The organism is Arthrobacter sp. ok362, from assembly GCF_900102785.1.
Classification (GTDB): domain Bacteria; phylum Actinomycetota; class Actinomycetes; order Actinomycetales; family Micrococcaceae; genus Arthrobacter.
Map to the genome: position 1 here is coordinate 34,388 of NZ_FNGC01000010.1, position 21,988 is coordinate 56,375.

Genomic DNA, 21,988 nt, shown 5'->3' on the forward strand with positions numbered 1-21,988 from the left:
GGACAGCCCACGTGGCGCTTAGCCGAAGAGGACCGCGGCCTCGTCGTAGCGGCTCTGCGGTACGGACTTGAGGTTGCCGAGCGCGGCGTCGAAACCGACGTGCACAATATCCGTGCCGTGGAGCGACACCATCGTGCCCCAGCGCTTCTCCACCACCGAATCGATGGCCGCCATGCCCAGGCGGGTGGCCAGGACGCGGTCGAACGCGGTCGGGACGCCACCGCGCTGGATGTGGCCAAGGACCGTCGCGCGGGTCTCGATGCCCGTGCGCGCCTCCAGCTCGGGCGCCAGCATTTCGGCGATGCCGCCGAGGCGGGGGCGGCCAAAGGTGTCGAGGCCGCGCTCCGAATGCGGGGACTCCTGGCCTTCGGGCACGAACCCCTCGGCGACGACAAGCAGCGGGGCGCGGCCACGGTCGTGGGCGGAGACGACCCACTCGGCGATCTGTTCCATGGAGGCCTTCTGCTCCGGGATCAGGATGGCGTGGGCGCCCGAGGCCATGCCGGCGTGCAAGGCGATCCAGCCCACATGGCGTCCCATGACTTCGGCAATCATGCAGCGGTGGTGGGACTCTCCAGTGGTGCGCAGCCGGTCGATTGCCTCGGTGGCGATTTCCACGGCAGTGTCGAAGCCGAAGGTGTAGTCCGTGGCGTCGAGATCGTTGTCGACCGTCTTGGGCACGCCCACGATCTTGAGGCCGGCGTCGGTGAGCCGCTTTGCGGCGGCCAGGGTGCCTTCGCCGCCGATGGCGATGATGGCGTCGATCCCTAGCCGGTCCATGTTGGCTTTGATGACCTCTGGACCGCCGCCGTTCTCAAACGGGTTGGTGCGGGACGTGCCGAGGATGGTGCCGCCCTGCTTGGCGATGCCGCGGACCATGGTGCGGGGAATCTCCACGATGTCGCCTTCGACAACGCCGCGCCAGCCATCCCTGAATCCCACGAACTGCTGGCCGTGGACCGCGATCCCCTTGAGGACGGCGCCACGGATGACGGCGTTCAGGCCGGGGCAGTCTCCGCCGCTGGTGAGGATTCCAATTTTCATGTGTTGGCTCAAATCCTGGTTTGAAGGTGTACAGGCAGAGCGCCACGCTGAGCTCACCTAGAGTCTAGTGGCGCGTGTGGGGCAGGACACAAACGGTTACACAAGGATGCCCCCGCCTTGAACGCGGGGGCATCCATTCGTGGTGCGGCGCAGCTACCGGGCGCCGAATGCCGCGGGGCCGGGACGGCCTGTGATGCGCGGCCTGTGGCGGACGTCAGGGCCGGGAGGAACGCTTCGAGAGGAAGCTTTCGAGGGCGATTGCGTTGCGCTGGTCCGGGAGGAGCAGCCACGCCACGAGGTAGACCACGAACGCCGGCCCGGGGAGCAGGCTCAGGAGCAGGTAGGCGATCCGGACATAGGCCACATCAACATTTAGTTTGGCGGCAATTCCGCCGCAGACGCCGCCTAGCCAGCGCTGCGGGCCACGTTTCAGGCCGAAGCCCCGGATGGTGTCGAAGAATTTATCCATGGTTCAAGACTTCCCTGTAGTTGACTTATTGTCACGCCTGCGTGCCGAGACGAGTCCGCCCACTATCAGGGCGGCCCCGGCTCCGATCATCAGGCCGATCAGGACATAGGTGCCGTTGAGGGCCACGATGCCGAGCCGGGAAATGATGATCAGCGCGGCCAGTGCCACCACTGTCAGTCCCCAGACCACTGTGCCCACCCGGGCGGGGGAACCCGCTTCCGGGTCCTGCTCGTCGGCGGTCCGCGAGTCGTCGTAGCTGCTCATGTCAGTTGCCTTCCTGGATGGTCACGTTGCTGACGGTGCCGGAGATCTTCAGGACCAGCCGGGCGCCCGGCTTCGAGGTGTTGTAGTCGCTTTGCTGCTTCGTCATGCCGCCGTGGTCCTGGTTGCCGTCGTGGAGGTTGCCCATGGTCATGTCCGCCTGGACCTGTACGGGGACCGCGGTGGGGATGACGACGGTGAGGTTGCTGGCCGTCGCGTCGATCGGAACAACGACGTCGGAGCCCAGGGGCGGATTCAGTGCCAGCTTGGTCAGGTCCACGGTTCCGGCGCCGCCGGTGATCTCGAAGCCGCTGCGGGCCTGTTCAATGCTCGACGGCGTCCAATCGGCGTTCTGGAAGCGGAACCGGTCACCGTGCGGGACCACGCTGAAGATTGCGCCGATCAGCAGGGCCACGACCGCGAAGAAGCCCAGGATTCCGGAGGTCCGGCCCCGCAATCCTGCGAACAGGATTCCGAGACCCAGGATGGCCGCACCGATGGCCCAGACCAGCGCGTTGCCGGCATCGCCGAGATCGATCACGTTGGCGGCGTCGAGGGCCTTGATGCCGCCGCCCACCAGGAGGGCGGAGCCGACGGTAATGGCGACGGCCGGAGTGCCGGGGCCAAGGTTGCGCGGCGCGGCGGGAGGGGGTGGTGTGGCCCCGGACCCCGGGCCATAGCCGCCGGGGGGAACAGGGCCGGGCGGAACAGGGCCGGACGGCGGGGGCGGACCCCAGGCCGGGCCGGCGCCCTGCGGGTAGCTGGCGGCGGATTGCTGCTCAGTGCCAGTGGAGGAAGTGCCGGTGCGGGAGCTGCCCGCAAAAGTCGCGGCGCCGGCTGGGCTGCTGGACTCGTAACGCGATGGCATGGGAGGGGCTCCGTTCCGGATCTTATTGCGCTGGGTCAGGTAGTAGACGAGGTAGATGGCGCCGCCCACCCAGAAGACAGTCCAGACGAAGGCGCCAAAGCCGAAGCGGTCCCAGCCCCAGACACCGGTGCCCAGGCTGGGGAAACCGATAACCGAGGTGATGAGGGCGCCGGTCATGCCAGCCGTCCACCGCCCTGCGGCGGCCTCCTGGACGTGAATGCGGCCGTCAGGTTCGGGCAGCAGTGCCCAGGCGAGACCGTAGGCGAGAACGCCAATTCCAGCGAAAACGGTCAGGACGATCAGGACGCCGCGAATGATCAGGGGGTCGACGCCGAGCCGGTGGGCTATGCCGCTGGCCACGCCGCCGATCCAGCGGTCGCGTCCGCGGTAGATCCCCTGGCTGCGGATCCAGTCGAAGAAATTCTGGGTTTCTCGGCCGGGCAACGGTCCCGTCAGGTCGCCGGGCGGGTAAAGCGGTGGCGGCTCCGTCGGCGGGGGGCTGACCGGCCCGGAGCTGGCAGCCGGGGCGGCGGGCTGGGCTGTGCCTGGACGTTCGGTGTCCGGACCTTCTGTGTCCGGGCGTTCTGGGTCTGGACGTTCTGAGTCTGGATGTTCTGGGTCTAGTCGGTCGGTGGCTGGCCGGTCTGCGGAGGCCTGGCCTTCATCGGGGTGCGGAGTGTGCGGGTTCATACTTCGATCCTTCCCGTTCCCGGCGCCGGGCTCTACTGGGGAACACCCTGATCGGTCCCTGAGTGGCCCCCGGTTGGGCCCCCAAACGCGTCCGGGGAAGCCCGATCCGTGCTTGGATTGATGCATGACAACCGCGCCCGCCCGCCCGCCGCTGGTCCGCAGCAGCGATCGGGTGATTGCCGGCGTTTGCGCAGGCCTCGCCAACCACCTGGGCTGGCCTGTGCGCATGGTCAGGATCGGCATGGTAGTGGCTGCGCTCGCGGGCGGCGCCGGAGTGGCTTTCTACGCCTGGCTCTGGATCATGGTCCCCACAGCAGATGAAAGCGCCCGGCGCAACGCCCGCCGCCCGGCGTCGCCCATCGCTCCGGCAGTGAGCTCCCCGGCAGCCCCCGGCGCCGCCGGAGTTCCCGGAGACCCCGGAACACTTGGCGCACCCGGGACCCCAACGCCGGGATCCTGGTGGTCCAAGGTGCCGGGCATGCCCTTCGGCAAGGAGATCCTGCTGGGCGCAGGCCTGTTGCTGGCCGCCGGGATCCTGATCGCCCGGCTGCTCGGCGTCGACGTGCCGCTGGGCACCCTGATCCCGGTTGCCGCCATCCTGGGCGGTGCCGCGATCGCCTGGATGCAACTGGACGAGACCCGCCGGGCGGGGCTCGTGGATAAGACCAAAGCGGACCAGGCCGGCGGCTGGGCACGCCTCGCAGCCGGGCTCGCCCTCGTCGTGGCCGGCGTCCTGGTCATGGTGTCCGGCTCGGGATCCTGGGAACAGACCTGGCTGGCCCTCCTGGCCTCGGTGGCCGTGCTCGGCGGCGTTGCCCTGGTGCTGCTGCCCTGGGGGCTGAAGTTCTGGCGGGACCTGGAAACCGAGCGCGCCGGACGGGTGCGCGCCACCGAGCGTGCCGAGATCGCAGCCCACCTCCACGACTCCGTGCTGCAGACCCTCGCCCTGATCCAGCGCCGTGCCGGCAATGAGCACGACGTCATCCGGCTGGCCCGCGCGCAGGAGCGCGAACTGCGGGGCTGGCTGTACCGGGACGCCGACAAGGAATCCGGCCAGCTCTCCGTTGGCATCAAGGCCGCCGCCGCAGAGGTCGAAGACGCCCTCGGGCACGCGGTCGAAGTGGTCAGCGTGGGGGACTGCGTCATGACCCAGCGCCACGAGGCCCTCGTCCAGGCAGCCCGCGAAGCCATGCTGAACGCCGCCCGGCACGGCGGCGGGGCCGTATCCGTGTACCTGGAAGTCACCGACTCCGCCGCAGAAGTTTTCGTCAAGGACCGGGGACCGGGATTCGACCCGGATTCGGTTCCCCCGGACAGGCTCGGCGTCCGGGAATCAATCGTCGGCCGAATGAACCGCCACGGCGGCACCGCCGCCATCAGCAGCAGCCCGGACGGCACCGAAGTGCGGCTCCGGCTGCCCGCCACCGCCGCACCTGCCGGAACTGCCGCGGCCGCCGCCAACAACGCCAACGGAGAGGCCAAGCCGTGACCAGCCCAGCACCAGGAAACCGAGCACCAGACAGCTCCACGCCAGCAAGCCCAACACTGATTCGGGTGGTGATCGTGGACGATCACGCCATCTTCCGCTCCGGGTTGAAGGCGGACCTGGACCCGGACATAGTCGTCGCAGGGGAGGCCGGAACCGTGGAGGAGGCAATCGCCGTCATCGCAGCCCAGCGCCCCGACGTCGTACTGCTTGATGTCCACCTCCCCGGTGGCCGGGGTGGCGGCGGACGCGAGGTCCTGGCCGGCTCGGCGCCGCTGTTGGGCGCCACGCGGTTCCTGGCGCTGAGCGTCTCCGACGCGGCGGAAGATGTCGTGTCCGTGATCCGGGCCGGCGCGCGTGGCTACGTGACGAAGACAATTTCCGGCGCCGAGATCAGCGGCGCCGTCCGCCGGGTGGCCGGCGGCGACGCAGTCTTCTCGCCTCGGTTGGCGGGCTTCGTCCTGGACGCGTTCGGCACAGCGCCCGCTGACATCGCCGACGACGAGCTGGACAAGCTCTCGGCGCGGGAGCTCGAAGTGATGCGCCTGATCGCCCGCGGCTACAGCTACAAGGAGGTGGCCAAGGAACTGTTCATCTCGATCAAGACAGTTGAAACCCACGTCTCGGCCGTGCTGCGCAAGCTCCAGCTCTCCAGCCGCCACGAGCTGACCCGCTGGGCCGCCGAGCGCCGCCTCCTCTAACCCAAGGATGCGCTATCACTTAGCGTCCCTCTGAGGCTGGCAAAGGACCGTAAGTGATAGCGCATCGCGGGTTTGGGGCGGGCTACTTCGCTTTGCCGAGGAAGTCCTGCAGGCGGGCGACGCCCGTGGCCAGGTCGTCGTCGCCCAGCGCATAGGACAGGCGCAGGTAGCCGGACGGCCCGAACGCCTCGCCGGGAACCACAGCGACCTCGACCTCGTCCAGGATCAGCGCCGCGAGTTCGGCAGAGGTGGCCGGGCGCACCGGACCGTTCGCAGACGGGAACTCCTTGCCCAGCAGCGCGCGGACGTCCGCATACACGTAGAACGCGCCCTTAGGCGTCGGGCAGTCAACGCCGTCAATCGCGTTCAGGCCCGCGACGATTGCCTTGCGGCGGCGGTCAAATGCCACTTTCATCTCATCGACGGCGGTCAACGGCCCGGATACGGCCGCGAGGGCGGCGACCTGGGGGATGTTGGAGACGTTCGACGTCGCGTGGGACTGCAGGTTGGTGGCGGCCTTGATGACGTCCGCGGGCCCGATCATCCAGCCCACGCGCCAGCCGGTCATGGCATAGGTCTTGGCGACGCCGTTGAGGATGACCACCTTGTCGCCGAGCTCGGGAACTGCGGTGGCAATCGACGTGAACGGCACGCCGTCGTAGGTCAGGTGTTCGTAGATCTCGTCGGTGACAACCCACAGGCCCTTGGACGCTGCCCACTGGCCGATCTCCTTGACCTGCTCCGGCGAGTACACGGCACCGGTGGGGTTGGAGGGGGAGACGAAGAGAAGGATCTTCGTGCGCTCCGTGAGGGCCGCTTCCAGCTGGTCCACGGTGGCAAGGTACCCCTGATCCGGGCCCGCGAAGACCTCCACCGGCACGCCGCCGCCGAGCCGGATGGCCTCGGGGTACGTGGTCCAGAACGGGGTGGGCACAATGACCTCGTCGCCCGGATCCAGGAGGGTGGCGAAGGTGTTGTAGACGGCCTGTTTGCCGCCGTTGGTCACCAGCACTTGGGATGCCTCGGCCTTGTAGCCGGAATCCCGGAAGGTCTTGTCCGCGATGGCCTGCTTCAGCTCGGGCAGCCCGCCCGCGGGGGAGTAGCGGTGGTACTTCGGCTGGCTGGCGGCCTCGATGGCCGCCTGCACAATGTAGCCGGGCGTCGGGAAATCGGGTTCCCCGGCGCCGAAGCCAATGACCGGCCGGCCGGCTGCCTTCAGCGCCTTCGCCTTGGCATCGACGGCCAGAGTGGCGGATTCGGCTATGGCGGAAATGCGCTGGGAAATGCGGGCAGCAGACATGGGCGGGTCCGTTCTTCGCTTGCAGCTGGAAGGCTGGATGTGGGATTCGACGAAATCTACTCTATGCTGTTCAGCGGATCCTCCGGGGTGCCTGAACTCGAATATGACTGACGGCTGTCAGTTGGTTTGCGCAGGCACGCAGGGGTCCGGAAGAGGGCCGGTTCGACGTAGGCGCAGTTGTTGCGTAGACTGGTTCTCCGGTGTTGAAAACACGATGATGGCCTGCGCCTCAGGGAAGCCTGGGGAATGCGTCGGCCGGAGCGAATTTTCTCCCCGAAGGGTAGTGGCGCAATTGGTAGCGCAGCGGTCTCCAAAACCGCAGGTTGCAGGTTCGAGTCCTGTCTGCCCTGCGCATGCTGTTCCGGATCATCCGGAACAAGCGCAGCAACCATGGTTCACTTCAGAGCCGGGTATCCGATCATTGCGAGGATGAGTGAGGACCAGGTGACCGAAACAGCTGCCAGCAGCTCCAAAGGCCGCCCCGCCAAGAATGCCGCCAAGCCCGGCATCTTCGCTCGCATCGCGATCTTCATCCGCCAGGTCATTGGCGAACTGAAGAAGGTCGTCGCACCGACCCGTAAAGAACTGATCAACTACACGCTCGTGGTGCTGGTGTTCGTGACCATCATGATGGTGATCGTCACCCTGCTGGACTTGGCCTTCGGGACCGCAGTCGGCTGGGTCTTCGGCGGCAGCAGCCCCACGAACAGCTAAGGCGACCGGTCCGCAGACTGCGTGGATGCCCGGGAAAACCGGAGATTCCACGGGGTGTGCGGAATTGAGTCATTTAAATAGGCATGTTAGGCAATGAGGAAGCAGGAGACCAAGTGTCTGAGCAGGAGCTCGAGGTAACTGAGACTGAGCTGGATAAAAGCCAGGGCGCCGCGGTGGAAGCCGCGGAAGAGTCCGAGGCTGTGTCTGCTGCGCCCGAATCCGACGTCACTGACGAGGCCGAAGCCACGGAAGAAGTAGCCAGGGAAGAAGACGCAGAGGCAGCTGTTGCCGAAGCCGTCGATGCTGAAGGCGCCGACGCCGAAGGCGCTGAAGATGCCGACACTGAAGACGCCGACGCGCTGGCAGCGGCGGCCGCCAAGGCCGACGTCGACCCCGCCGACGAGTTCAAGGCCAAGCTGCGCCGCCAGGAAGGTGACTGGTACGTCATCCACTCCTACGCAGGCTACGAAAACCGCGTCAAGGCCAACCTTGAGACCCGCATCCAGACCCTGGACATGGAAGATTACATCTTCGAAATCCAGGTTCCGATGGAGGAAGTCGTTGAGATCAAGAACGCTCAGCGCAAGGTCATCAACCGCGTCCGCATCCCCGGTTACGTTCTGGTCCGCATGGACCTGACGGACGCTTCCTGGGGCGCCGTCCGCCACACCCCCGGCGTCACCGGCTTCGTGGGCAATGCCCACAACCCGGTCCCGCTGCGCCTTGATGAGGTCTTCTCCATGCTCGCGCCGGTCTTCGAAGAAGAGCAGGCCGAGAAGGGGAAGCCGGTCAAGCACGCCGCCGCCCAGGTCGACGTCGACTTCGAGGTCGGCGAGTCGGTCATCGTCAAGGAAGGTCCGTTCGAGACCCTCCCCGCCACGATCTCCGAGATCAAGATCGATTCCCAGACCCTCGTGGTGCTGGTGTCCATCTTCGAGCGCGAGACTCCGGTCACCCTGGCGTTCAACCAGGTCAGCAAGATCTAGCTGTTCCCTAAGAATTCGCCCCGGGCTGCCCGCTTAGCAGCCACGGAGCGGCCGGTCGCCTTGCCATGGCGGCCACCAACCTGAGGCACGCTCCTGTGCCCCAGGACGTATTTGAGAGAAGGACCTACATTGGCTCCCAAGAAGAAGGTCACCGGCCTCATCAAGCTGCAGATCCAGGCAGGTGCCGCTAACCCGGCCCCGCCGATCGGTCCTGCGCTCGGCCAGCACGGTGTCAACATCATGGAATTCTGCAAGGCGTACAACGCTGCGACGGAAGCCCAGCGCGGCAACGTCATCCCCGTGGAGATCACGGTCTACGAAGACCGTTCCTTCACGTTCATCACCAAGACCCCGCCGGCTGCAGAGCTCATCAAGAAGGCTGCAGGCGTCGCCAAGGGTTCGGCTACCCCGCACACCGTCAAGGTTGCCAAGCTGACCCAGGCCCAGGTCAACGAGATCGCCACCACCAAGATGGAAGACCTCAACGCCACGAGCCTCGAAGGCGCAGCGAAGATTATCGCCGGCACCGCCCGCTCCATGGGTATCACCGTCGAATAGTCGAGGAATGAACGGACGGTGAGGGCTGAGGAACGAAGCACTCGCCGGAAGTGAGTCCCGCAGACTTTCGACAAGTTAGATACCGTCGAAGGCTAATAGCCTTCCCCGCCGGGCGACCGGCACCACCTAAACATTGAAATGTTGGGAACCCGGCACGGATAAACCAGCCGGAATCCTGACTGTGGCAGGGCCCAGCGCGGTCCGCAGACCACAACTGCACAAGGAGAAATAAGCAGCATGGCAAAGCGCAGCAAAGCATATGAGGCAGCCGCGGCCAAGATCGACGCGGAGAAGTTCTACGCGCCGTTCGAGGCAGTGACGCTCGCCAAGGACACCAACCCGTCCAAGTTCGACGCCACCGTTGAGGTCGCTTTCCGCCTGGGCGTTGACCCTCGCAAGGCCGACCAGATGGTCCGCGGCACCGTCAACCTGCCGCACGGCACCGGTAAGGTCGCCCGCGTCCTCGTCTTCGCAACGGGCGACAAGGCTGAGGCTGCAATCGCAGCCGGCGCCGACTTCGTTGGTTCCGATGACCTGATCGAAAAGATCGCAGGCGGCTGGACGGACTTCGACGCCGCCGTTGCCACCCCTGACCTCATGGGCAAGGTAGGCCGCCTCGGTAAGGTCCTGGGTCCGCGTAACCTGATGCCGAACCCGAAGACCGGCACCGTGACCGCTGACGTCGCGAAGGCTGTCAACGACATCAAGGGCGGCAAGATCGACTTCCGCGTCGACAAGCACTCGAACCTGCACTTCATCATCGGCAAGGTTTCGTTCGACGCCATCAAGCTGGCCGAGAACTACGCGGCAGCACTGGAAGAGGTTCTTCGCCTCAAGCCGTCCGCTTCCAAGGGCCGCTACATCCAGAAGGCCACCGTCGCCACCACGTTTGGCCCGGGCATCTCGGTTGACCCCAACGTCACCAAGGTCCTGACCGAGGTCTAATCCTCACCGAATCAACGGCGTCGCCAGCAACACCGGCGTCACCAGTTTCCAGCGAAAGGCCGTCCCGCAACTGCGGGGCGGGCTTTCGCCGTTTCTATGCCCTACGTCATTGGCGTCTGACATCATCAGTGTCTCGACCCCTTGATGCCTGACATCATCGGCGTCCCGACCCCTTGGAGCCGCCGGACTTGCCGGTTAGGCTGTGCCGGTGACTACGCCGTCGTACTTCATCGAACAACTCTCCCTGCCCGCTAGCGTTGATGCCGCCGATGTTGATGCGGACGCAGCGGAGTTCCTGGAATTCATGGAACTCTGCGATGAGCTCGTCCTGCAGACCTGGGGCAACCTTGACCGGTCGATGTCCCCAGCGGCACGACTTCAGTACTGGCAGGACACTGCCTACACCCGCACGCGGCTCTTCTTCGTCCGTGTCGACGGGCGCATTGCGGCCAAATCCTGGGTCCGCTGCGAAATGCAGGACAATCTCAGCAGTGCGCTGCTGCACGTGAGCGTCCTGGATTCCTTCGCCGGCGCAGGGATCGGCCGGGCTCTGCTGGAGCACGCCGAAGCGCTGGCGGCCGCCGACGGGCGGACAATACTGCAGACCTTCACGGAGCACCCGGCCGACTTCGACGTCGACGGCCCGAATATCATCAAGCCCGCCACGGGGGCCGGAGCGCTGCCAGCCGGCGCGCGCGGCGTCCGCTTCGCCGGGCGGGCCGGCTACCGGCTGGAGCAGGTCGAACGGTTTAGTTCGCTCGACGTCCCGCCCCCTTCGGACCTCGACGGCCTGGAGCGGGACGCCCAGGCCAGCGCGGGGGAGTACGAAGTGCTGCACTGGGCCGATTCATGCCCGGAGGAACATGCCGCCCAGCTCGCGGTCCTCATGTCACGCATGAGCACCGACGCGCCCACCGGCGCGCTGAGCTACGAGCCGGAAACCTGGGACGTCGCCCGGGTCCGCCACGTCGAGGACACCTGGCGGCGGGCCGGCCAATCCGCCTTGGTGGTGGCGGCACGGCACCGGGCCACCGGTGAACTGGCCGCCTATACCGTCCTGCAGACATCAGCCGACAAACCATGGCTGGCCAGCCAGGACGACACCCTCGTCGCGGCGAACCACCGCGGCCACCGGCTCGGCATGCTCATCAAAATCCTCAACCTGCGGCTGCTGGTTGAGGCTTACCCCGCAGTGCGGCGCGTCCTGACCTACAACGCCGCCGAAAACGATCACATGCTCGCCATCAACATCGCGCTGGGGTTCAAACCGGCGGGCTACGACGGGGAGTGGCAGCGGACCGCCGCGGGCGCAGCCACCGTGAACTGACCGCACGCGCAACCGACGGCACCCGCAACTGACGGCACCCGCAACTGACAGCCCGCGGCGGCCGGGCGCCGAATGGAGCAGAAACTGCCCGGCGTCACCAATGGAACAGCGGCCCAAACCAGCATATGCTGGCGGTTGAAAGCCCGGTTTGAGCCGGGCCGTACCGATGGTGGGTGGCACAACGGCTGGGATGATGCCCTCTATGGCAAACGAAGTACGGATTGAGCAGGTGTGGATCCCCGATTCCCTTGACGCGCCCGATGCCGCCGACTTCCTCGCCGCCATCGAAGTGGGGCGGCGGGTCCGGATGCAGACCTGGGGCACGGACGACCTCGCCTACGCGCCGCAGGAGAAGCTTCTGGAGATGGCGGACCCGTACGAACGCCAGGTGATCCTGGTGGCCAAGATCGACGGCGTGATTGTCGGGACGGCGGACATCGCGCTGCCACTCATGGACAACCTCGACCTCGCCGAATTCACGCTCGATATCCTTCCGGAGTTCCGGCGCCAAGGCGTGGGCAGGCAGCTGCTGGAGGCCGCGGAGCACTTCGCACGGGACGAGGGCCGCCACACGATCCTGATCGACACCAACCATCCGGGATCAACCCTGACGGACCCGGACGCCGAACAGCTCGTGCCCGGCAGCGGCGTCGGGTTTGTTCCGTTGGGAAGCCGTGACGTGGAATTTGCCCGCCACACCGGCTACACGCTGCAGCACATCGAACAGTTCAGTTCCTGCGCGCTGCCGCTGGACACCAAACTCGTCGCCGAGCTTGAGGCAGAGGCCGAGGAGGCCAATGCCGGCCGTTACCGTCTGCACCACTGGACGGACCGGTGCCCGGACCAGTGGCTCGAGGCTTTCGCCGCCCTGGAGAACGAGGCAGGCGAAGACGAAGTGCCGGGTCCGGATGCCCAGGAAATGGTGTTCGACGGCGACCTCCTCCGGGGGGCGGAGGAGGTCACCATTGCCCAGGGCCGCCGGACGGTGGTCACCGCCGTCGAGCACATTGCCAGCGGAACGCTCGTGGGCCTGACCACCATCAGTGTCCTGGCCCTGCGCCCGGACGTCGTCTTCCAGGACGACACTGTGGTGCTGCAGGAACACCGCGGCAACAAACTCGGGCTGCTGATCAAGGTCGCCAACATGGAACGGCTGAGCGAACAGTTCCCGGACGCCCGGGTCCTGTACACGTGGAACGCCCCGGAGAACCGCTACCTCCTCAAGGTCAACCAGCAGCTCGGATTCACGACGGCGGGCGTGACGGGTCTCTGGCAGAAAGAACTCCCCAACTTCGGCCCTGCCGTCAGCTGAGGCCGCAGGCTGACGGCGCGCGGAGCCGGTCCTCGCGGCCCGATTTGGAACACGCGCGCCGCGTCCCGTAAGCTTGGAGGACCAAAGACCGTCGGTTGTTGGAAATCCACTCTCCCAAGCAAGACTCACTTCTGCAGTCGCGCCGGGAGAGCGCAGTGGATTTCCGGACGAAGGACCCTGAACATAGGGCGGCCGGCGCAGGTGAACGAAGCAAAGCTCCGCGGTCATGGACCGCGTCGAGACAAGCCCCGTGCATCTGCGCGGGGCGTTTTTTTGTTTTAGCTCTTTTTGAGCGGGGACCCGGACACACCGGCACTATCCCCGGAAGGAGGGTTATGGCAACGCCTAGCAAGGTTTCAGCAGTAGCTGAGATCACTAACGATTTCAAGGAATCGAACGCCGCTGTCCTGACCGAATACCGTGGGCTCACCGTTGCACAGCTCAAGCAGCTGCGTGTCTCTCTCGGCCAGGACACCAAGTTCTCGGTCGTCAAGAACACCCTGACCGCTATTGCAGCTAAGGAAGCTGGTGTCGAAGCATTCGACAATCAGCTCGCCGGCCCCACTGCAATCGCGTTCATCAAGGGTGACGCAGTTGCCGCTGCCAAGAGCCTGACGGATTTTGCCAAGGCTAACAAGCAGCTGGTCATCAAGACCGGTTACTTCGAGGGCAAGGCTCTGAACGCCAGCGAAGTTGCTGCCCTGGCAGCACTCGAGTCCCGCGAGCTGCAGCTCGCTAAGGTTGCAGGCATCCTCAAGGCTCCTGCTGCCGCTGCTGTACGCATCATTGACGCACTGCGCCTCAAGCTTGAAGAAGAGAACGGTGCACCGGCAGCAGCCGAAGCACCCGCCGCTGAAGAAGCTCCCGCAGCAGATGCAGCAGCCGAGGCCGAAGCACCGGCCGAAGCCGCAGCCCCCGAAGAGAACTAGTCCTCTTCTCCATAAGACTCCGGTGCGACAGCGAGCCTCAGGGCCGCCGCGCACCACTATAGGAAGGACGCCACACCATGGCGAAGCTCACCAACGAAGAGCTCATTGAAGCTTTCAAGGAACTGACCATCATCGAGCTCTCCGAGTTCGTCAAGCTCTTCGAAGAGACCTTCGAAGTTACTGCTGCTGCCGTTGCCGTTGCCGGCCCGGCCGCCGCTGCTGAAGAAGCCGAAGAGAAGACTGACTTCGACGTCATCCTCGAAGCTGCTGGCGACAAGAAGATCGCAGTGATCAAGGAAGTTCGCGCCATCACCTCCCTGGGCCTCAAGGAAGCCAAGGACCTGGTTGACAGCGCACCCAAGGCTGTTCTCGAAGGCGCCACCAAGGAAGCTGCCGAGAAGGCAAAGGCTCAGCTCGAAGAAGCTGGCGCCCGCGTTACCCTCAAGTAACTCCCGCCGTCCGGATCCATCGCGATCCGCACTGCTCAAAGGAAACCCCGTCCACTCAGGTGGGCGGGGTTTCCTGCGTTCCCGGGCCTCTCCGGGCCGGAAACCGACTGCCCGCGGGCGCCGGTGAACGGCACCCAAGGATTCGGCAAAGTTTTTCTGATACCCCTGTCGCACTTGATGCCGCGCCCCTAGACTTTGGATTTGTGCCCACCGGCCCCAACGTTCAGGAGTTCACCCACAATGACGGACCCAAACACTTCCCCCTCCCGCCGCGCCATGCTCGCGGCAGCCCTCGTGGGCGGCGGCGCAGCCGCCGCCGCGCTGGCCGGAGCCCCGGCGGCACAGGCCGGCCCCGGCGAGGCCGGCGGCAAGGCCGGAGGCAAAGCAAGCGCCAAGAAACAGTTCACCCTCACGGTGCTTGGCACCACGGATCTGCACAACAACGCCTTCAACTGGGACTACTACAAGAACGTCCCCTATGCCGACGCCGCCGGGAACAAGATCGGGATTGCCCAGGCCGCGACCCTGATCAACGCCATGCGAACCGAGCGCGGCGCCGCCAGCACGCTGACCATCGACGCCGGGGACACCATCCAGGGCACGCCCTTGGCCTACTACTTCGCCAAGATCAACCCCATCTCGGCAACCGTGAAACACCCCATGGCGCTGGCCATGAACACGATCGGCTACGACGCCGTGGGGCTGGGCAACCACGAGTTCAACTACGGCATTGGGCTTCTGCGCACCTGGGAGCGGCAACTGGACTTCCCGCTGCTGGGCGCCAACGTCCACGACGCCGTGTCGGGCGGGCGGGCCTTCACCCCCTACGTCCTGAAGCGGATCAAGACGGACAGCGGTTGGCTGACGGTCGGCCTGGTCGGTTTTGTGACGCCGGGCTGCGCCCTCTGGGACCGGGACAACGTCCAGGGCAAGCTCGATTTCAATGGCATCGTCGAGGAGGCCAGGACTGTCATCCCGCGGGTGAAGGCCGCTGGAGCCGACGTGGTGATCGTCACGAGTCATTCGGGCGCGACCCCCGGATCCTCCTACGGCGACGCCCTGCCTTTCCCTGAGAACGCGTCCACCCAGCTTGCCGAGGAAGTCCCGGGCATCGACGCGATCCTGGTCGGGCACGCCCACCTGGAGGTCCCCGAGCGCTTCGTCACGAACAAGGCCACCGGCAAGCAGGTGCTCCTGACCGAGCCGCTGAAGTGGGGCATGCGCGTGTCCGTCATGGACCTCGAGCTCGCCAAGGAAAAGGGGCAGTGGACCGTCACCGCGGCGCATTCGCTCCTTTTGGACGCCAAGACCGTCGACGCCGATCCCGCCGTCGTCCGGGCCGTTCAGGCCGGGCACGAGGCCACGGTTAAATATGTCAACGAGGTCATCGGGACCTCGACGGCGCCGCTTAGCACGGCCACCGCCTGCTGGGAGGACTCCGCCGCGATCGACGCCATCAATTACGTACAGGCCAGCACCATCAAGGCCGAGCTGGCCAACACTCCCGCGGCAGGGCTGCCTGTATTGTCCATTGCGGCGGCCTTCTCCCGGGCTGTGGACGTCAAGGCCGGACCTTTGACCATCCGCGATGTCGCGGGGCTGTACATCTTCGACAACACGCTGCTCGCCATCAAAGTCACCGGAGCGCAGGTCAAGGCTTACCTGGAGTGGTCCGCGCAGTACTTCAAGCCGGTGACCGCCACCACGGCCAAGGCCCAGGACGTCACCAACGCCGTGACGGCCACGGCCCCGAACGGCACGCCCGACTACAACTACGACGTCGTCTACGGACTCGATGCGCCGCTGAACTATGAGATCGACCTCGCCCGTCCGGCGGGGGACCGGATCGCCAAGCTCAGCTACGGTGGCCAGGCGCTGCAGCCTGAGCAGGAATTTGCCTTGGCCATCAACAACTACCGGCAGAGCGGCGGTGGCAACTTCCCGGCCGTGAAGAGCGCGCCGGTGCTCTCGAACAGCCAGCAGGAGATCCGGCAGCGCATCATCGACTATGTCGTGGACCGCGGCACCCTGGACGTTGCCGTGTTCAGCCAGGCCAACTGGCGGCTCACCGTCAACGGGGCGCCACTGACGGTCACCGCTTAGTCCCGGCTCCAACAACGCGGGCAAACAACGCGGGTGTCAACAACAAGACGGGGCCACTTCCGGTCCATCCCGGCTGTCCGGATGGGCCGGAAGTGACCCCGCGTTGGTTTTAACCCGGGCGGGCTAGTTTGGTTCGGTGATGTCGGCGACGACGGCGCCGAGGGCAGCCGTCAGGGCGTCCGCGTCCACGAACGCGCTGTAGCCATGTTCCCCGGCGCCCATGGAGATCCGCCGGCCCGTGATGGTCTGATCGGCGTAGACCGGCCAAGGGCGGCTGCTGCCGAGCGGCGTGATGGTCCCGCGCTCGTACCCGGTGGCCTCGAAGGCGGTATCAGCCGCGGGGAGCGAGAGCTTGTTGACGCCCAGCAGCGCCCGCAGCTTGGGCCAGGAGATCTGACGGTCGCCCGGGACCAGGGCGAACAGGAAACTGTCGTCCTTGTGCTTGACCACGAGCGACTTCACAATATCCGCCGGCCGGATCCCGAGGATTCCGGCCGCCTCCTCAAGGCTGCGGGCGGCGAGGCGTTCCACGATCTCGACGTCCAGGCCGCGGGCCGCGGCGTCGGCCAGAAACCGCTCGCGGCCCCCGCGGGGCGTTCCCTGCTTCGCCATACTGTCAAACCTTTCCCTGACCCGTCGTGGCTGTTCGCGGTTCCGCTCGGTCTGCTGCCGGTTCTCCGGTTCAGTCGCGTTCTCCGGTTCAGTCGCGGTAGAGCAGCAGCGCCTCGCCCTGTCCGCCGCCGCCGCACAGGGACACGGCCGCCTTGCCGGTGCCCCGGCGTTTGAGTTCGTGGGCTGCGTGCAGGGCCAGCCGGGCGCCGGAGGCCCCGATCGGGTGGCCCAGGGCGATGGCCCCGCCATGGATGTTGCACTGCTCCAGCGGATAGTTGAGGTCCTTCAGGGACTGCACCGCGACGGAGCCGAAGGCCTCGTTGATTTCGATGAAGTCGAGGTCCGCGGCCGACCAGCCGGCCTTATCCAGGGCGTTCTTGATGGCGTTCGACGGCTGGGAGTGCAGCGAGTTGTCCGGCCCGGCCACCTGGCCTGGCTTGCCGACCACCGCGAGGTACTCGAGGCCGTTCTCTTCGGCGAACTTCCGGCTGGTCAGCACCAGGGCGGCTGCGCCGTCGGACAGGGGGGAGGAGTTGCCTGCGGTGATGGTTCCGTCCGTGACGAAGGCCGCGCGCAGCCCGGCCAGCGATTCGACTGTCGTGTCGGGCCGGATGCCCTCGTCGGAGGTGACGGCGATCGGATCGCCCTTGCGCTGCTTGACGCTCATCGCGGCGATCTCGCCGTCGAAGACGCCGTCCTTGGCGGCCCGGGCGGCACGCTGGTGCGACTGGGCCGCCACCTCGTCCTGGGAGGCCCGGTCGATGCCGAGGGCCAGGTTCTTGCTCTCGGTCGACAGGCCCATGGACTGCCCGTCGAAGGCATCGGTCAGGCCGTCGTGCGCGGCCACGTCGAGGGCCTGGACCGTGCCGTACGCCCATCCCTGCCGGGAACCGGGCAGCACGTGCGGTGCGCGGGTCATGGACTCCTGGCCGCCGGCAACCACCACCGTGGCGTCCCCACTGCGGATCATCCGGGCGGCGTCGATCACTGCGGTGAGGCCGGAAAGGCAGACCTTGTTGATGGTTACCGTGGGGACGTTCCAGCCGATGCCGGCGCCGATGGCGCTTTGGCGCGCCGGGTTCTGGCCCGCCCCGGCCTGCAGGACCTGGCCCATGATCACGCTGTCCACCTGGTCGGCTTTGACGCCGCTGGCGGCAAGGGCCGCCCGGATGGCGTGGGTGCCGAGCTCGACGGCGGTGAAACTGGCCAACTGTCCGTTCAGCCGCCCCTGGGGGGTGCGGGCGGCTGCGAGGATGACAACATCATTGTTGTCTGCGGGATTGCTCATGGTGTTTTCTTCCGATCTACTTTCGACTTATGTCTACGTTATCGTGAGCCCCGTCACCTATCCATTCGGCCCGGCCCGGGCCGCCGCCTGCCGGGACTCCGCCAAAAGTCCGCCAGAACTTCGTGCTTGCAATCCCGCCGGAAGTGGGGTAGACAAGTAGGTTGCTTTGCCGTATCGTAGATATTTGCGTCTTCCCTGTTTACCTTCAGCCTTCATATAGCGGTGGGCTTAGCCTGACAGCTGTTCCATCAATGTGCCGTCTACAACGTGCACCAGCATGGACAGCGCGGGTCCCGGGTCATATAGCGGAACCGGACTGGTAGCGCTGCGGAGTCATTCTGCAGAGTGCATAACGGGGGAGATCTGACAACGCCTGAAGGTCTGTGGAAGGATCCCTCTTGGTCGCCTCGAGCACCTCTAATGTAAACAACGCTACCGCTATCAATGCCGACAGCACCGACGGTGCAACCCGCCGGCTCTCATTCGCAAAGATTCACGAACCTCTTGATGTTCCGAATCTGCTCGCCCTGCAAACCGACAGCTTTGACTGGCTGGTCGGAAACGAACGCTGGCAGGCGCGCGTTGCGAAGGCCGTCGAAGAAGGCGACCTCAGCGTCGCCACCTCCTCGGGTCTGTCCGACATCTTCGAAGAGATCTCCCCGATCGAAGACTTCCAGGGCACCATGTCCCTGAGCTTCTCCGAGCCGGAGTTCGCTGACCCCAAATACACCATGGCCGAGTGCAAGGACCGGGACGCAACGTACTCGGCTCCGCTGTACGTCAAGGCCGAGTTCATGAACAACAACACGGGCGAAATCAAGCAGCAGACCGTGTTCATGGGTGACTTCCCGCTGATGACCGAGAAGGGCACCTTCGTCGTCAACGGCACCGAGCGTGTCGTCGTCTCCCAGCTGGTCCGCTCGCCGGGCGCCTACTTTGAGCGCACCGCCGACAAGACCAGCGACAAGGACATCTTCACCGCGAAGATCATCCCGTCCCGCGGCGCCTGGTTCGAACTCGAAATCGACAAGCGCGACCAGGTCGGCGTCCGTCTTGACCGCAAGCGCAAGCAGTCCGTCACCGTGCTGCTGAAGGCCCTCGGCTGGACCGAAGGCCAGATCCTCGAGGAATTCGGCCAGTACGACTCCATGCGCGCAACGCTGGAGAAGGACGCCACCGAGACCCGCGAAGACGCGTTGCTGGACATCTACCGGAAGCTGCGACCGGGCGAGCCGCCCACGGTTGAGGCTGCCCAGTCCCTGCTGGACAACCTGTACTTCAACTCCAAGCGCTACGATCTGGCCAAGGTTGGCCGTTACAAGATCAACCGCAAGCTTGGCATCGACCGCTCCCTTGGCGACAAGGAAGCTTCGGTCCTGCACGTTGAAGACATCGTGGCCATGATCAAGTTCCTGGTTGCCCTGCATGCCGGCGAGAAGACCCTCATGGGCAAGCGCGACGGCCAGGACCACGAGCTCCGCGTCGAGATCGATGACATCGACCACTTCGGCAACCGTCGCATCCGCGCCGTCGGCGAGCTCATCGAGAACCAGGTCCGCACCGGCCTGTCCCGCATGGAGCGCGTTGTCCGCGAACGCATGACGACCCAGGACGTCGAGGCCATCACGCCGCAGACCCTGATCAACATCCGTCCCGTCGTGGCAGCCATCAAGGAGTTCTTCGGAACTTCCCAGCTGTCCCAGTTCATGGACCAGAACAACCCGCTCTCGGGTCTGACCCACAAGCGCCGCCTGTCCGCGCTTGGCCCGGGTGGTCTGTCCCGTGACCGTGCCGGCATGGAAGTTCGTGACGTGCACCCGTCCCACTACGGACGTATGTGCCCCATCGAAACTCCTGAAGGCCCGAACATTGGTCTGATTGGTTCGCTGGCTTCCTACGGACGCATCAACCCGTTCGGTTTCATCGAGACCCCGTACCGCCTTGTCTCCGAGGGTGTCGTCTCCGATGAGGTCAAGTACCTCACGGCCGACGACGAAGCCGAGGTCCTGATCGCTCAGGCCAACGCCCCGCTCGACGAGAACAAGCGTTTCGCGGAAGAGACCGTCCTGGTCCGTGCCCGCGGTGGTGGAGGCGAGCCCGTGCTGGTTCCCGCCGCCGACGTCGAGTTCATGGACGTTTCCCCGCGCCAGATGGTGTCCGTGGCTACCGCCCTGATCCCGTTCCTCGAGCATGACGATGCTAACCGTGCACTCATGGGTGCCAACATGCAGCGCCAGGCCGTGCCGTTGGTCCGTTCCGAGGCGCCGTTCGTCGGCACCGGCATGGAGCGTGCCGCCGCCGTCGACGCCGGTGACGTTGTCATCGCGAAGAAGGCCGGTGTGGTCACCGAGGTTTCCGCTGAGCTGGTCATCATGCTCAACGACGACGGTACCGAAACCAACTACCGCATCAACAAGTTCGCCCGCTCCAACCAGGGCAACTGCTACAACCACCGTGTCCTGGTGAGCGAAGGCCAGCGCCTGGAGGTCGGCGGCATCATCGCTGACGGCCCGGCAACGGACCAGGGCGAGCTCGCCCTCGGTAAGAACCTCCTCGTGGCATTCATGTCATGGGAAGGCCACAACTTCGAGGATGCCATCATCCTGTCCCAGCGCATCGTGGCCGAGGACGTCCTGTCCTCCATCCACATCGAGGAGCACGAGATCGATGCCCGCGACACCAAGCTTGGTGCCGAGGAAATCACCCGTGACATCCCCAACGTGTCTGAGGAAGTCCTGGCAGGGCTGGACGAGCGCGGCATCATCCACATTGGTGCCGAGGTTGAGGCCGGCGACATCCTGGTCGGTAAGGTCACCCCCAAGGGCGAGACCGAGCTGACCCCGGAAGAGCGCCTGCTGCGCGCCATCTTTGGTGAGAAGTCCCGCGAAGTGCGCGACACCTCCCTGAAGGTGCCGCACGGCGAGTCCGGCACCGTGATCGGTGTCCGCGTCTTCGATCGCGACAACGACGACGAGCTGCCCCCGGGCGTCAACCAGCTGGTGCGCGTGTACGTGGCTGCCAAGCGCAAGATCACCGACGGCGACAAGCTCGCCGGCCGCCACGGCAACAAGGGCGTTATCTCCAAGATCCTGCCGATCGAGGACATGCCCTTCCTTGCCGACGGCACCCCCGTTGATATCGTCCTGAACCCGCTGGGTGTTCCGGGCCGCATGAACGTCGGCCAGGTGCTGGAAACGCACCTCGGCTGGGTTGCCAAGACCGGCTGGAAGATCGAGGGCGAGCCCGAGTGGGTCAAGCAGCTGCCGAACCTGCCGCGCGAGAGTGGCCAGACCACTGTGGCGACGCCGGTCTTCGACGGTGCGCGTGAAGAGGAAATCACGGGCCTGCTCGACTCCACCAACGTCACCCGAGACGGCGACCGCCTGATCAACTCCTCCGGCAAGACCCGTCTGTTTGACGGCCGCTCCGGCGAGCCGTTCCCGGATCCGATCTCGGTCGGCTACATGTACATCCTGAAGCTCCACCACCTGGTGGACGACAAGATCCACGCCCGCTCCACCGGCCCGTACTCCATGATCACGCAGCAGCCGCTGGGTGGTAAGGCACAGTTCGGTGGCCAGCGCTTCGGTGAAATGGAAGTGTGGGCGCTCGAAGCTTACGGCGCCGCTTACACGCTCCAGGAACTGCTGACGATCAAGTCGGATGATATCCACGGTCGTGTGAAGGTCTACGAAGCCATCGTCAAGGGCGAGAACATCCCCGAACCGGGCGTTCCTGAGTCCTTCAAGGTCTTGATCAAGGAAATGCAGTCGCTGTGCCTGAACGTGGAAGTGCTTTCCACGGACGGAACCACAATTGAAATGCGTGACTCTGATGACGCAGTCTTCACGGCTGCGGAAGAACTGGGCATCGATCTGTCTCGTGCAGAGCCCAGTTCCGTAGAAGAGGTTTAGCAGGGGGTTTACCGGGAAAAGCAGGCGGCCCC

At 65.5% G+C, this 21,988-nt stretch carries 19 protein-coding genes and 1 tRNA gene; 13 read left to right on the forward strand and 7 right to left on the reverse strand.

Annotation, left to right across the window (positions count from 1 at the left end):
* Positions 1-18: 18 nt before the first annotated feature.
* The 4 genes from BLQ10_RS13910 to BLQ10_RS13925 form a co-directional block, all read right to left on the reverse strand.
* On the reverse strand, positions 19-1,044 hold the full coding sequence (locus tag BLQ10_RS13910) for a 6-phosphofructokinase (protein ID WP_091563066.1): 1,026 nt from the start codon (positions 1,042-1,044) through the stop codon (positions 19-21).
* A gap of 214 nt (positions 1,045-1,258) precedes the next feature.
* Positions 1,259-1,513: a PspC domain-containing protein gene (locus tag BLQ10_RS13915; RefSeq protein ID WP_091563069.1), complete on the reverse strand. Its 255-nt coding sequence runs from the start codon at positions 1,511-1,513 to the stop codon at positions 1,259-1,261.
* A 3-nt stretch (positions 1,514-1,516) separates the two neighbouring features.
* Positions 1,517-1,777: a hypothetical protein gene (locus tag BLQ10_RS13920; RefSeq protein WP_091563072.1), complete on the reverse strand. Its 261-nt coding sequence runs from the start codon at positions 1,775-1,777 to the stop codon at positions 1,517-1,519.
* Between the two features lies 1 nt (position 1,778).
* Positions 1,779-3,332, reverse strand: coding sequence for a PspC domain-containing protein (locus BLQ10_RS13925; RefSeq protein ID WP_091563075.1), 1,554 nt, complete (start codon positions 3,330-3,332; stop codon positions 1,779-1,781).
* A 124-nt stretch (positions 3,333-3,456) separates the two neighbouring features.
* Between BLQ10_RS13925 and BLQ10_RS13930 the strand changes: the two genes are divergently transcribed.
* Together BLQ10_RS13930 and BLQ10_RS13935 are read left to right on the forward strand one after the other, a co-directional pair.
* Positions 3,457-4,821 (forward strand): ATP-binding protein, encoded by a 1,365-nt coding sequence (locus BLQ10_RS13930; protein WP_091563076.1) that lies wholly within the window; start codon positions 3,457-3,459, stop codon positions 4,819-4,821.
* Between the two features lie 65 nt (positions 4,822-4,886).
* On the forward strand, positions 4,887-5,519 hold the full coding sequence (locus BLQ10_RS13935; protein WP_091563079.1) for a LuxR C-terminal-related transcriptional regulator: 633 nt from the start codon (positions 4,887-4,889) through the stop codon (positions 5,517-5,519).
* Between the two features lie 82 nt (positions 5,520-5,601).
* Here BLQ10_RS13935 and BLQ10_RS13940 read toward each other — a convergent pair whose 3' ends face one another.
* A complete protein-coding gene (locus BLQ10_RS13940) occupies positions 5,602-6,819 on the reverse strand; it encodes a pyridoxal phosphate-dependent aminotransferase (RefSeq protein ID WP_091563080.1) in 1,218 nt (405 codons plus the stop codon).
* Between the two features lie 277 nt (positions 6,820-7,096).
* Between BLQ10_RS13940 and BLQ10_RS13945 the strand changes: the two genes are divergently transcribed.
* From BLQ10_RS13945 to BLQ10_RS13990, 10 genes are all read left to right on the forward strand, one after another.
* Positions 7,097-7,169, forward strand: a tRNA-Trp gene (locus BLQ10_RS13945).
* A gap of 79 nt (positions 7,170-7,248) precedes the next feature.
* Positions 7,249-7,533 (forward strand): preprotein translocase subunit SecE, encoded by a 285-nt coding sequence (gene secE, locus BLQ10_RS13950; protein WP_091563353.1) that lies wholly within the window; start codon positions 7,249-7,251, stop codon positions 7,531-7,533.
* A gap of 113 nt (positions 7,534-7,646) precedes the next feature.
* Complete coding sequence (gene nusG / locus BLQ10_RS13955; RefSeq protein ID WP_091563083.1) at positions 7,647-8,519, forward strand: transcription termination/antitermination protein NusG; 873 nt, start codon at positions 7,647-7,649, stop codon at positions 8,517-8,519.
* Positions 8,520-8,648: 129 nt separating this feature from the next.
* Positions 8,649-9,077: a 50S ribosomal protein L11 gene (rplK, locus tag BLQ10_RS13960; RefSeq protein WP_028265119.1), complete on the forward strand. Its 429-nt coding sequence runs from the start codon at positions 8,649-8,651 to the stop codon at positions 9,075-9,077.
* A gap of 237 nt (positions 9,078-9,314) precedes the next feature.
* Complete coding sequence (rplA, locus tag BLQ10_RS13965; RefSeq protein WP_018773648.1) at positions 9,315-10,022, forward strand: 50S ribosomal protein L1; 708 nt, start codon at positions 9,315-9,317, stop codon at positions 10,020-10,022.
* Positions 10,023-10,230: 208 nt separating this feature from the next.
* Positions 10,231-11,349, forward strand: coding sequence for a GNAT family N-acetyltransferase (locus tag BLQ10_RS13970; RefSeq protein ID WP_091563355.1), 1,119 nt, complete (start codon positions 10,231-10,233; stop codon positions 11,347-11,349).
* Positions 11,350-11,551: 202 nt separating this feature from the next.
* Positions 11,552-12,661, forward strand: coding sequence for a GNAT family N-acetyltransferase (locus BLQ10_RS13975; RefSeq protein ID WP_091563084.1), 1,110 nt, complete (start codon positions 11,552-11,554; stop codon positions 12,659-12,661).
* 335 nt (positions 12,662-12,996) lie between these two features.
* Entirely contained in the window at positions 12,997-13,590 is a 594-nt protein-coding gene (rplJ, locus tag BLQ10_RS13980) for a 50S ribosomal protein L10 (RefSeq protein WP_091563087.1), read from the forward strand.
* Between the two features lie 77 nt (positions 13,591-13,667).
* Positions 13,668-14,039 (forward strand): 50S ribosomal protein L7/L12, encoded by a 372-nt coding sequence (rplL, locus tag BLQ10_RS13985; protein ID WP_028276543.1) that lies wholly within the window; start codon positions 13,668-13,670, stop codon positions 14,037-14,039.
* A gap of 240 nt (positions 14,040-14,279) precedes the next feature.
* Positions 14,280-16,142, forward strand: a complete 1,863-nt coding sequence (locus BLQ10_RS13990; protein ID WP_091563088.1) for a bifunctional metallophosphatase/5'-nucleotidase — start codon at positions 14,280-14,282, stop codon at positions 16,140-16,142.
* 123 nt (positions 16,143-16,265) lie between these two features.
* Here the strand turns inward: BLQ10_RS13990 and BLQ10_RS13995 are convergent, their stop codons facing one another.
* Positions 16,266-16,754, reverse strand: a complete 489-nt coding sequence (locus BLQ10_RS13995) for an aminoacyl-tRNA deacylase (protein ID WP_091563091.1) — start codon at positions 16,752-16,754, stop codon at positions 16,266-16,268.
* Between the two features lie 88 nt (positions 16,755-16,842).
* Positions 16,843-18,042 (reverse strand): acetyl-CoA C-acetyltransferase, encoded by a 1,200-nt coding sequence (locus BLQ10_RS14000; RefSeq protein ID WP_091563092.1) that lies wholly within the window; start codon positions 18,040-18,042, stop codon positions 16,843-16,845.
* Positions 18,043-18,440: 398 nt separating this feature from the next.
* Here BLQ10_RS14000 and rpoB point away from each other — a divergent pair, with 398 nt between their 5' ends.
* Positions 18,441-21,956, forward strand: a complete 3,516-nt coding sequence (rpoB, locus tag BLQ10_RS14005; RefSeq protein WP_091563095.1) for a DNA-directed RNA polymerase subunit beta — start codon at positions 18,441-18,443, stop codon at positions 21,954-21,956.
* The last annotated feature ends 32 nt before the right edge of the window (positions 21,957-21,988 follow it).